The following is a 12,199-nucleotide window of genomic DNA, read 5'->3' as shown; positions in this document are numbered from 1 at the left end:
GGAAGTTCACCACCACCGACCTGAACGACCTGCTGACCAAGCTCGACAACCACGAACCCCAGCACAATCCGATCCAGCCCCGAGCAGCCTGAATGCGACCCCCGACGAACTTACGGGCGCGACCACTAAGTGGGCACCCTCGTAAGTTCGTCGAGGGTGGGGGATCGCGGTGGCGTCGATCTCGACGCGTGTCGGGTTGAGTGCCGCCCTCCTAACAGGACAGACCGACCCCCGACGAATCAGCGACTGCGACCACTAAGTCCCCGCGGAAAATAGGGACGTTTGGCCCTAGGGCGCGGCGGTGGCCCGCCGGAATACTTGGGCGGCTTGTCCGATGCTGTTCCGACGCTGCTCCGAATGCCGCTCCGATCATGAGACCCCCTGGAGTCAACCCATGACCACTGAAGCGCCGCCCGCCCAAGACCTTCAGGCCCGCCGGCCGTTTCCGGCCCGGGTCGGGCCGAAGGGCAACTTGCTCTACAAGATCATCACCACCACCGATCACAAGATGATCGGCATCATGTACATGGTCGCCTGCTATATCTTCTTTTTCATCGCCGGCCTGATGGCGTTGCTGATCCGCGGTGAACTCGCCGCGCCGGGGCTGCAATTTCTGTCCAACGAGCAGTACAACCAGTTGTTCACCATGCACGGCACGGCGATGTTGCTGTTCTACGCCACCCCCGTCGTCTTCGGCTTCGCCAACCTGGTGCTGCCCCTGCAGATCGGCGCCCCCGACGTCGCCTTCCCGCGGCTCAACGCGCTGTCGTTCTGGCTGTTCATCTTCGGCGCGCTGATCGCGCTGAGCGGCTTCATCGTCCCGGGCGGCCCTGCCGACTTCGGGTGGACGGCCTACACCCCGCTGTCCAACGCGATCCACAGTCCCGGACCCGGTGGCGACCTGTGGATCCTGGGCCTGGGTGTGGGTGGTCTGGGCACCATCCTGGGTGGGGTCAACATGCTCACCACCGTGGTGTGCATGCGCGCCCCGGGCATGACGATGTTCCGGATGCCGATCTTCACTTGGAACATCATGGTCACCAGCGTGCTGGTGCTGATGATCTTCCCGCTGTTGACCGCCGCGCTGTTCGGCCTGGCCGCCGACCGCCACCTCGGTGCCCACATCTACGACGCGGCCAACGGCGGGGTGATCCTGTTCCAGCACCTGTTCTGGTTCTTCGGGCATCCCGAGGTGTATGTGATCGCGCTGCCGTTCTTCGGCATCATCTCCGAGGTGATCCCGGTGTTTGCCCGCAAGCCGATTTTCGGCTACACCACGCTGGTCTATGCGACCCTGTCCATCGCGGCGCTGTCGGTGGCGGTGTGGGCCCATCACATGTTCGTCACCGGCGCGGTGCTGCTGCCGTTCTTCTCCTTCATGACGTTTCTGATCGCGGTCCCCACCGGTCTCAAATTCTTCAACTGGATCGGCACCATGTGGCGGGGCCAGTTGACCTTCGAGACGCCGATGCTCTTCTCGTTCGGGTTCCTGGTCACCTTCCTGGCCGGCGGCTTGACCGGTGTGATGCTGGCCAGCCCGCCGCTGGACTTCCACGTCAGCGACAGCTACTTCGTGGTGGCGCACTTCCATTACACGCTGTTCGGCACCATCGTCTTCGCCACCTACGCCGGCGTCTACTTCTGGTTCCCGAAGATGACCGGACGGCTGCTCGACGAGCGCCTGGGCAAGCTGCATTTCTGGCTGACGTTCATCGGCTTTCACACCACGTTCCTGGTCCAGCACTGGCTGGGCAATGCCGGGATGCCCCGCCGCTACGCGGACTATCTGCCCACCGACGGTTACCAAACGCTGAACGTGGTCTCCACGGTGGGGGCATTCATCCTCGGCATCTCGGTGCTGCCGTTTGCGTGGAACGTATTCAAGAGTTGGCGCTTCGGCGAACCGGTGTTGGTCGACGACCCCTGGGGCCACGGCAACTCGCTGGAATGGGCCACCAGCTGCCCGCCGCCGCGGCACAACTTCACCGAGCTGCCCCGAATCCGTTCGGAGCGGCCGGCTTTCGAGCTGCACTACCCGCACATGGTGAAACGCATGCGCGCCGAAGCCCACGTCGGCCGACACGAAGAAGTGGCGGAAGCAGAGACCGTCGGCGCCGGCTGAGGGCCGCCGCGCACCCACCGCGCACCACGCCGATACGAGATCAAGGCGTGACCAGTTCGCGCTGCGACGGGTATCCATGGGTGAGACGATGCTGGCCATGTCGCGTCTGAGACCGTTCAGCTCGGCGCTGCTGTCATTCGGGCTCGTGCTCGGCGGTCAACTGCCGTCGGCCCGTGCGACTCCCGAGGCCGACACCGGTCAGACCCAAAGCCCGGTAACGCCCGCGGCCGCGGCGCAGCAGCAGAACTGGGGCTCGTGTTCCGCCTTCGTCCCCGACACCAGAGACATTCCGACGGCCCGCTGTACGACGGTGTCGGTCCCGGTCGACTACGACCATCCCGGTGCTGCGCAGGCCACGCTGGCGATGATCCGGGTTCCCGCGACCGGGCAGCGGATCGGGTCGTTGCTGCTCAACCCCGGCGGGCCCGGGGCCTCCGCGGTCGACATGGTCGCCGGGATGGCGCCCGAACTGAAGGACACCGACATCGCCCGTCACTTCGACTTGGTGGGCTTCGACCCCCGAGGTGTCGGCCACTCGACTCCGTCCCTGCGGTGCCGTACCGACGCCGAGTTCGACATCTACCGGCGCGACCCGATGGTCGACTACAGCCAGGCCGGTGTGGCCCACATCGAGCAGGTGTACCGAGAGCTGGCGCAGCAGTGTGCCGACCGGATGGGCCCCGGGTTCCTGGCCAACGTCGGGACCGCGTCGGCGGCGCGTGACATGGACCTGATCCGCCAGGCCCTGGGTGACGACCAGATCAACTACCTCGGCTACAGCTACGGCACCGAGTTGGGCACCGCCTACGTCGAGCGGTTCGGCGCCCACGTCCGGGCGATGGTGCTCGACGGCGCGATCGACCCGACCATCGGCCCGATCGAGGAAAACGTCAAGCAGCTGGCCGGATTTCAAACCGCCTTCAACGACTACGCCGCGGACTGTGCGCGCTCGGCGGCCTGCCCGCTGGGCACCGACCCGACCCAGTGGGTCAACCGCTACCACGCGCTGGTCGACCCGCTGGCAGCCAACCCGGGCAAGACCTCGGATCCGCGCGGCCTGAGCTACGCCGACGCCACCACCGGCACCATCAACGCGCTTTACACTCCGCAGCATTGGAAGTACCTGACCAGTGGCCTGCTGGGGCTGCAGCGCGGCACCGCCGCCGACGACCTGCTGGTGCTTGCCGACGACTACTACGGCCGCGACCGCGACGGCCATTACGACAACGACCAGGACGCGTTCAACGCGATTCGCTGCGTCGACGCGCCGGCGCCGACGGACGCCGCGTCGTGGGTGTCGGCCGATCAGCAGTTCCGCCAGGCCGCGCCGTTCCTCAGCTACGGGCAGTACACCGGCTTCGCGCCGCGCGATCTGTGTGCGCTGTGGCCGGTACCGGCGACGTCGGCGCCGCACGCCGCCGCACCCGCTCTGCCGGGCAAGGTCGTGGTGGTCTCCACCACCCACGACCCGGCCACCCCGTATCAGGCCGGGGTAGACCTGGCCCGGCAGCTGGGCGCCGCGCTGATCACCTTCGACGGGACCCAGCACACGGCGGTGTTCGACGGCAACGACTGTGTGGACACCGCGGTGGTGCGCTACTTTGTCGATTTGACGTTGCCGCCGGCGAATCTTCGCTGCGGGTCCTGAGCCGGCTTGGCAACGTGTCTGGCCGGGCATTGGTAACACGGTATTAACAGAGCTTGCATAGTGTTCCAGTTATGGATCGGCAAAAGGAATTCGTCCTGCGCACGCTCGAAGAACGTGACATCCGCTTTGTCCGGCTCTGGTTCACCGACGTGCTCGGCTTCCTCAAGTCGGTCGCCATCGCCCCTGCCGAACTCGAAGGCGCCTTCGAGGAGGGCATCGGCTTCGACGGGTCCTCGATCGAGGGCTTCGCCCGGGTATCGGAATCCGACACCGTGGCCAACCCGGATCCGTCGACCTTCCAGGTGCTGCCGTGGACGACGGGCTCCGGCCACCACCACTCGGCGCGGATCTTCTGCGACATCACTATGCCGGACGGCTCACCCTCGTGGGCTGATCCCCGGCATGTGCTGCGCCGGCAGCTGACCAAGGCCAACGAACTCGGCTTTTCCTGCTACGTGCATCCCGAAATCGAGTTCTTCCTGCTCAAGCCCGGTCCCGAAGACGGGACGGAGCCCGTTCCGATCGACAACGCCGGTTATTTCGACCAGGCGGTGCACGAATCGGCCTCCAAGTTTCGCCGACATGCGATCGAGGCGCTGGAGTTCATGGGCATCTCGGTGGAGTTCAGTCACCACGAGGGCGCACCCGGCCAGCAGGAGATCGACCTGCGCTTCGCCGACGCGTTGTCGATGGCCGACAACGTGATGACCTTCCGCTACGTCATCAAAGAAGTCGCGCTGGAAGAAGGTGTGCGGGCCACGTTCATGCCCAAACCGTTCGGGCAGCATCCGGGCTCGGCGATGCATACCCACATGAGCCTGTTCGAGGGCGACGTCAACGCCTTCCACAGCCCCGACGATCCGCTGCAACTGTCGGACGTCGGCAAGTCGTTCATCGCCGGAATCCTCGAGCATGCCTCCGAGATCAGCGCCGTGACCAATCAATGGGTCAACTCCTACAAGCGGCTGGTGCAGGGCGGTGAGGCGCCCACCGCCGCGTCGTGGGGCGCGGCCAACCGCTCGGCCCTGGTGCGGGTGCCCATGTACACCCCGCACAAGACGTCGTCGCGGCGCATCGAGGTGCGCAGCCCCGACTCGGCCTGTAACCCCTACCTGACGTTCGCGGTGCTGCTGGCCGCCGGACTGCGCGGCGTGGAGAAGGGCTACGTGCTGGGCCCGCAGGCCGAGGACAACGTCTGGGACCTCACCCCCGAGGAACGCCGCACCATGGGCTACCGGGAGTTGCCGTCCAGCCTGGACAGCGCGCTGCGCGCCATGGAAGCCTCCGAACTCGTCGCGGAGGCCTTGGGGGAGCACGTCTTTGACTTCTTCCTGCGCAACAAGCGCCGCGAATGGGCCACCTACCGCAGCCACGTCACGCCCTACGAACTGCGCACCTACCTGTCGCTCTAGCTCAACGCGGCCGCTCGCGCCGGACCCGCGCCGTGGTGCGCTACCGTCGAGGTCGTGACGAAGCCCGCGACGCAGCGACCCAAGCTGCCCAGCGTCGGCCGTCTCGGATTGGTCGACCCCCATGCCGGCGCCCATCTGACCCAGCTGGGTTGGACCGACGAGGACGGCCAGGCCCACGTCGACCTGCTGTGGTCGCTGTCGCGCGCACCCGACGCCGACGCCGCACTGCGAGCGCTGGTGCGGCTGGCCGAAAAACCCGACACCGGATGGGAAGAGCTGAACACTGCTCTACTCACCGAACGCAGCCTGCGCGGACGGCTCTTCGCGGTGCTGGGTTCCTCGCTGACGCTGGGGGACCATCTGGTCGCGCACCCACAGTCCTGGAAGCTGCTCAGTGGCAAGATCGCGCTGCCGTCACGCGACCGGATGCAGCAGTCTTTCCTCGCGTGTGTCGAGGAATCGTCGGATGCGCCGGCTTCGGTAGTGCACCGGCTGCGCGCCCTGTACCGGGATCACCTGCTGGTGCTGGCCGCGCTGGACCTGGCCGCCACCGTCGAAGACGAGCCGGTGTTGCCTTTCACCGTGGTGGCTGCCCACTTGGCCGATATCGCCGACGCGGCGCTGGCGGCAGCGCTTCGGGTGGCCGAGAAAACGGTGTGCGGTGCGGGCGCTGCGCCGCGGCTGGCGGTCATCGCGATGGGCAAATGCGGTGCGCGCGAACTGAATTACGTCAGCGACGTCGACGTCATCTTCGTCGGTGAGCGCGCCGACCCGGTCACCACCCGCGTCGCCGGCGAGATGATCCGGGTCGCGTCGTCGGCGTTTTTCCAGGTGGACGCCGGGCTGCGGCCGGAGGGCCGCAGCGGGGAGCTGGTCCGCACGGTCGAATCGCACATCGCCTACTACCAGCGCTGGGCCAAAACCTGGGAATTCCAGGCGCTGTTGAAGGCCCGTGCGGCGGTAGGCGACCCCGAACTCGGCAGGCGCTACCTAGACGCGCTGCTGCCGATGGTGTGGACCGCCTGCGAGCGCGCGGATTTCGTGGTCGAGGTGCAGGCCATGCGCCGCCGGGTGGAGCAACTGGTACCTGCCGACATCCGCGGCCGCGAGCTCAAGCTCGGCGGCGGCGGCCTGCGCGACGTGGAGTTCGCCGCGCAGCTGCTGCAGCTCGTGCACGGCCGCAGCGATGAGTCACTGCACGTCGCCTCCACCGTCGACGCGCTGTCGGCGTTGGGCGACGGCGGCTACATCGGGCGTGAGGACGCGGCCAACATGATCGCCTCCTACGAGTTCCTGCGGCTACTCGAGCATCGACTGCAGCTGCAGCGGCTCAAGCGCACTCACCTGTTGCCCCCAGCCGACGACGACGAGGCGGTGCGCTGGCTGGCGCGGGCGGCACACATCCGGCCCGATGGACGACACGACGCCGCAGGGGTGTTGCGCGAGGAGCTCAAGCACCAGAACGTGCGGGTGTCCCGGTTGCACGCCAAACTCTTCTATCAGCCGCTGCTGGAGTCGATCGGCCCGGCCGGGCTGGAGATCGCGGGCCGCGGCATGACGTCCGAAGCCGCCGAGCGGCAGCTGGCGGCACTGGGCTACGAGGGTCCGCAGACCGCGTTGAAACACATGTCGGCGCTGGTCAACCAGAGTGGCCGCCGCGGTCGGGTGCAGTCGGTGCTGTTGCCCCGGCTGCTGGACTGGCTGTCATATGCCCCGGATCCCGACCGCGGTCTCCTGGCGTACCGGCGACTCAGTGAGGCGCTGGCCACCCAGAGTTGGTACCTGGCCACGCTGCGTGACAAGCCGACCGTGGGCAAGCGGCTGATGCATGTGCTGGGCACGTCGGCCTACGTACCTGATCTGTTGATGCGCGCGCCCGAGGTGATTCAGAACTACACCGACAGCCCCACCGGACCGAAGCTGCTCGAGACCGAACCCGCGGCGGTTACCCGGGCGCTGATCGCCTCGGCCGGGCGCCACTCCGACCCGGTGCGCGCCATCGCGGCCGCACGCACCCTGCGCCGCCGGGAGCTGGCCCGCATCGGTTCGGCGGATCTGCTGGGCATGCTCGAGGTCACCGACGTGTGCCGGGCGCTCACCTCGGTGTGGGTGGCGGTGCTGCAGTCCGCGCTGGAGGCGACCATCCGGGCCAACCTGCCCGAGGACGGCCAGGCCCCGGCGGCCATCGCCGTCATCGGCATGGGCAGGCTGGGCGGCTCGGAGCTGGGCTACGGGTCGGATGCCGACGTGATGTTTGTGTGCGAGCCGGCCAGCGGTTGCAGTGACGCGCAAGCCGTCAAGTGGTCGACATCGGTCGCCGAGCAGGTGCGGACGCAGTTGGGCACCCCCAGCGTCGACCCGCCGCTGGAGGTCGATACCAGCCTGCGGCCCGAGGGCCGCAACGGCCCGCTGGTCCGCACCCTGGCCTCCTATGAGGCGTACTACGCGCAGTGGGCGCAGCCGTGGGAAATCCAGGCGCTGCTGCGCGCCCATTCGGTGGCCGGCGACGCGGAGTTGGGGCGGCGGTTCCTGCTGATGGCGGACAGGACGCGGTATCCGCCCGACGGCGTGTCCGCCGAGGCGGTGCGCGAGATCCGCCGGATCAAGGTGCGCATCGAGTCCGAGCGGTTGCCCCGCGGCGCCGACCCCAACACCCACACCAAGCTGGGCCGCGGCGGACTGACCGACATCGAGTGGACCGTGCAGCTGCTGCAGCTGCGCCATGCGCACGAGGCGCCGGCCCTGCACAACACGTCGACGCTGGAATCCCTGGACGCGATCGCCGCGGCCGGGCTGGTCCCCGAAGATGAGGTGCACCTGCTGCGGCAGGCCTGGCTGACCGCTACCCGGGCCCGCAACGCGTTGGTACTGGTCCGGGGCAAGCCCACCGATCAGCTACCCGGACCGGGACGTCAGCTCAATGCGGTCGCGGTGGCCGCAGGCTGGCACAACGACGACGGTGGCGAGTTCCTGGACAACTATCTGCGGGTGACGCGGCGCGCAAAAGCGGTCGTGCGCAAGGTGTTCGGGAGTTGAGCAGGGGAGGGTGGAGTTGGATGCCGCGTTCGAGGTATTGAGCGATGTGGAACACGATCGCGTCACTGCGACGTATGCACCGTTGACCGAGGCCGTTCGGGACCTCATCGACGCCACCATCCGGACCCAGGCCGACGACGACGTCATCGCGCGGGCGCGCACCGCGATCGAAGCGGTGACGCGGTCGTTGCGCAGTCAACGGATCCGCCCGTCGGGTATCAGCTACCGGGTCGACGGGCGGCCCGTCCCATTGGGCAACGCCGCTGTGGGCCAATGCAATCCGATCGCCCCGCCGCTGGTTGTTCACCACGACGCCCAGCGGCGGTGCTGGAGCGAGTTCGTGCTGGGCGCGGCCTACGAGGGGCCGCCCGGTTTGGCGCACGGCGGCGTGTGCGCCTTGGTGCTGGACCACATGCTGGGCGAGGCGGCCAGCCAGGGGCTGACCCGGCCGCTGTTCACCGGCACCATCACGGTGAAGTACCTGCGCGGCACGCCGCTGGGACCGCTGCGTTCCGAAGCCTGGATAGACCGCACCGAAGGAGTGAAAGCCTTTGCGCGCGGATTCATTTCCGACGATGCCGGCATCACCGTGGAGGCCGAAGGAATCTTCATCAAACCGGCGTGGGCGCGAGCGGCCGAATGAAGTTCTACATCAGCAGCGCCTTCCTGAAAACCGCGGAGATCATCGAGATCGCCAAAGCCGCCGACGATCTGGGCTACGACGGCATCGGTATCCCGGACCACGTCGTCAACCTGGAAACCCTGACCACCCCGTATCCCTACACCAAGGACGGGCAACGACGCTGGCCGCCGTTCACCGACTGGCCCGATCCATGGGTTCTCGTCGGCGCGCTCGCGCAGGTCACGCGACGGCTGAAGTTCGTCACCACGGTCTACATTCCGGCCATGCGAAACCCCTACTCGGCGGCCAAAGCCATTGGCACCGCAGCGTTTTTGGCTTCCGGCCGGGTGGAGCTGGGGGTCGGGGTCGGCTGGTGCGAAGAGGAGTTCACCCTGATGGGGGAGCAGTTCGCGGCCCGCGGACAACGCACCGACGAAATGCTCGCGCTGATGCGGGAACTATGGAAACCGGGCTGGACGGAATTCGACGGCCGGTTCTACCGAACTCCGCGGCTGGAGATGCAGCCGACGCCCCCGCCGATACCGGTCTATGTCGGCGGGCTCAGCGACATCGCGTTGCGCCGCGCCGCCCGCTACGACGGCTGGATCGGGGACTTGATCAAGACCGACCGCGCGATCGAGGCCGCCGGCCGGCTGCGCGAGTTGCGCGTCGAAAACGGCCTGCCCGTGGAGGATTTCACCATTCTGACACCACTCACCGATGCGTTCACCGCCGCCGACTATCGGCGGGCCGCGGAGGCGGGAATCACCGGGATCCTCACCATGCCGTGGATGTTTTATACCGGGCCGGATGCCGGCCTGTCCGAAAAGGTGGACGCCATGCGGCGATTCCGCAAAGACCTGGCGCTGGACGGCTAAGACGGGCTAAGACGGCGCTGCCATCTGCCACATGGCCGTCTCGACCGGGCGGTACCCGGTTTGCCCGGCTTGCAGCGACAAGCGTAGGAGCGTGACTCTCAGCGGGGCGTCGACAACCCGAGGCGTTGCGGCACGGCGCGCCAAGGATGACTGCCCCGTTTCTGCACAATTAGTTTGGCGCCGTGACGCACTCCGCGACACTTAACCAGCTGCGACGACACGCCGAAAACGTGCGCGCTGGCTTATGTTTCGGCGCGAGGCGCGAATACCGACAGCCCGCTTGGCGATCGATGAGGTAATCGCCAAGCGGGCTGCTGTACCCGGGGTTACACGTCTCTAAACGTCGTAGTACAGCGCGAACTCGTACGGGTGCGGCCGGACGTTGACCGGCTCGATCTCGTTCTCGCGCTTGAAGCTGATCCACGTCTCTATCAGGTCGGACGTGAAAACGCCTCCCTCGGTGAGGTATTCGTGGTCGGCCTCCAGCCGGTCGATCACCGCGGCCAGCTGGGTGGGTGCCTGCGGGATGTTCGCGGCCTCCTCCGGCGGCAGTTCGTAGAGGTCCTTGTCCACCGGAGCCTGCGGCTCGATCTTGTTCTTGATGCCGTCCAGGCCCGCCATCAGCATGGCCGAGAACGCCAGGTACGGGTTGCCCGAGGAGTCGGGGCACCGGAACTCCAGCCGCTTGGCCTTCGGGTTGCTGCCGGTAATCGGGATCCGCACGCACGCCGACCGGTTGCGCTGGCTATACACCAGGTTGATCGGCGCCTCATAGCCGGGAACCAGCCGCTTGTAGGAGTTCACCGTCGGGTTGGTGAAGGCCAGCAGCGACGGCGCGTGATGCAGCAGACCGCCGATGTAATGACGGGCCGTGTCCGACAGACCGGCGTACCCGGTCTCGTCGTACATCAGCGGGCTGCCGTCCTTCCACAGCGACTGGTGGGTGTGCATGCCGGAGCCGTTGTCACCGAACAGCGGCTTGGGCATGAACGTGACGGTCTTGCCCGCCTGCCACGCGGTGTTCTTGACGATGTACTTGTACAGCTGTAGGTCGTCGGCCGCGTGCAGCAGCGTGTTGAACTTGTAGTTGATCTCGGCCTGCCCGCCGGTGCCCACCTCGTGGTGGCCCTTCTCCAGGCTGAAGCCGGCGTTGATCAGATTGCGCAGCATCGTGTCGCGCAGGTCGACGTAGTGGTCGACGGGCGCCACCGGGAAGTAGCCGCCCTTGGGGCGGACCTTGTAGCCGCGGTTGGGGCTGCCGTCGGCCTCGTTGGGTGCGCCGGTGTTCCACCACCCGGCGATCGCATCCACTTCGTAGAAGGAGCCGTTGGTGCGCGAATCGAAGCTCACCGAGTCGAAGATGTAGAACTCGGCCTCGGCACCGAAATACGCGGTGTCGGCGATGCCGGTGCTGATCAAGTAGTTCTCGGCCTTGCGGGCGACGTTGCGGGGGTCGCGCGAGTACGGCTCGAGGGTGAACGGGTCGTGCACGAAGAAGTTAAGGTTCAGCGTCTTGGCCGCCCGGAACGCGTCGATGCGCGCCGTTACCGGGTCGGGAAGCAGCAGCATGTCTGATTCGTGAATCGATTGGAACCCGCGGATCGACGAGCCGTCAAAAGCCAAGCCGTCTTCGAACACGCTCTCGTCGAAGAACGAAGCCGGAATCGTGAAGTGCTGCATAGTGCCGGGCAGGTCACAAAACCGGACGTCGACAAATTCGACGCCCTCGTCCTTGACAATTTTGAAGACGTCGTCGGGCGTCTTATCCGTCACAGAGTGCTCCTTTACTAGGTGATTCGCGGCCGACGGTATGGAGGAGTTATTGCCCGCCAGTCAACCCCGTGTTGCGCAGACGTTACGTGACCATACGCCCACCAACCGTCCCCGGTGTGTGTGCTAGTCCTATTGTGGGTCCTATGTGGGGCCATGGCCTGCAAGATCGTAACCGGTCAGTCGATGGGGTTGTCCGGGCCGTCCTGCGGGCGTCCCGGCGGGATGCGGAGCCAGCCGATCGGACCGGGCCGATGACGGCGGAATCGACCGGATATCCCGGCAAGACACTCGGTTTTCCGCGGACCGGTCCGGGTTCGCTGGCGCCGATGGGGCGCCGGCTCGGCGCGCTGTGCATCGACTGGCTGGTGGCGTACGGACTGGCACTGCTGGGCCTGGGCGCCGGCGCCTGGTCCCAGGCCATGCTGTCGTCGATGGTGCTGGTGATATGGCTGCTGCTGGGTGTTACTGCGGTGCGCCTGTTCGGATTCACCCCCGGCCAGTTGCTACTGGGTCTGGTGGTTGTGACGGTGGACGGCCGGCTGCCCGTCGGGGTCGGCCGGCTGGTGGCGCGGGGTCTGCTGATCGCGCTGGTGATCCCACCGCTGTTCGCCGACTCGGACGGGCGCGGGTTGCATGACCGGTTGACCGGCACGGCGGTGGTGCGGCGCTAAACACTTGATTTGTGCGGTTCCTCCTCGTGCGGCCGCG

The 12,199-nt window shown here is 66.8% G+C and carries 8 protein-coding genes; 7 read left to right on the top strand and 1 reads right to left on the bottom strand.

Features of this window, described 5'->3' with window-relative positions; all coding sequences use genetic code 11:
* Positions 1–394 precede the first annotated feature (394 nt).
* From ctaD to EET03_RS15940, 6 genes are all read left to right on the top strand, one after another.
* Positions 395–2,122 carry an aa3-type cytochrome oxidase subunit I gene (gene ctaD / locus EET03_RS15965; RefSeq protein ID WP_075544398.1) on the top strand — a complete coding sequence of 576 codons (1,728 nt, stop codon included), beginning with the start codon at positions 395–397 and terminating at the stop codon, positions 2,120–2,122.
* A gap of 88 nt (positions 2,123–2,210) precedes the next feature.
* Positions 2,211–3,770 carry an alpha/beta hydrolase gene (locus EET03_RS15960; protein WP_122508790.1) on the top strand — a complete coding sequence of 520 codons (1,560 nt, stop codon included), beginning with the start codon at positions 2,211–2,213 and terminating at the stop codon, positions 3,768–3,770.
* Positions 3,771–3,841: 71 nt separating this feature from the next.
* Positions 3,842–5,182, top strand: coding sequence for a glutamine synthetase family protein (locus EET03_RS15955; RefSeq protein ID WP_063470228.1), 1,341 nt, complete (start codon positions 3,842–3,844; stop codon positions 5,180–5,182).
* 54 nt (positions 5,183–5,236) lie between these two features.
* Positions 5,237–8,218 carry a bifunctional [glutamine synthetase] adenylyltransferase/[glutamine synthetase]-adenylyl-L-tyrosine phosphorylase gene (locus EET03_RS15950; protein WP_075544397.1) on the top strand — a complete coding sequence of 994 codons (2,982 nt, stop codon included), beginning with the start codon at positions 5,237–5,239 and terminating at the stop codon, positions 8,216–8,218.
* A gap of 16 nt (positions 8,219–8,234) precedes the next feature.
* Positions 8,235–8,861 carry a PaaI family thioesterase gene (locus tag EET03_RS15945; RefSeq protein ID WP_075544408.1) on the top strand — a complete coding sequence of 209 codons (627 nt, stop codon included), beginning with the start codon at positions 8,235–8,237 and terminating at the stop codon, positions 8,859–8,861.
* Complete coding sequence (locus EET03_RS15940; RefSeq protein ID WP_075544396.1) at positions 8,858–9,718, top strand: TIGR03619 family F420-dependent LLM class oxidoreductase; 861 nt, start codon at positions 8,858–8,860, stop codon at positions 9,716–9,718. The genes EET03_RS15945 and EET03_RS15940 overlap by 4 nt, the downstream gene beginning before the upstream one ends.
* Before the next feature lie 336 nt (positions 9,719–10,054).
* Here the strand turns inward: EET03_RS15940 and glnA are convergent, their stop codons facing one another.
* Positions 10,055–11,491 (bottom strand): type I glutamate--ammonia ligase, encoded by a 1,437-nt coding sequence (gene glnA / locus EET03_RS15935; protein WP_075544395.1) that lies wholly within the window; start codon positions 11,489–11,491, stop codon positions 10,055–10,057.
* A 251-nt stretch (positions 11,492–11,742) separates the two neighbouring features.
* Between glnA and EET03_RS15930 the strand changes: the two genes are divergently transcribed.
* Positions 11,743–12,162 (top strand): RDD family protein, encoded by a 420-nt coding sequence (locus EET03_RS15930; protein WP_075544394.1) that lies wholly within the window; start codon positions 11,743–11,745, stop codon positions 12,160–12,162.
* The last annotated feature ends 37 nt before the right edge of the window (positions 12,163–12,199 follow it).

It is taken from the genome of Mycobacterium innocens, from assembly GCF_900566055.1.
Lineage (GTDB): Bacteria > Actinomycetota > Actinomycetes > Mycobacteriales > Mycobacteriaceae > Mycobacterium > Mycobacterium innocens.
The sequence above is the reverse complement of the archived record's forward strand: the minus strand, read 5'-3'. Positions and strand labels throughout refer to the sequence as shown.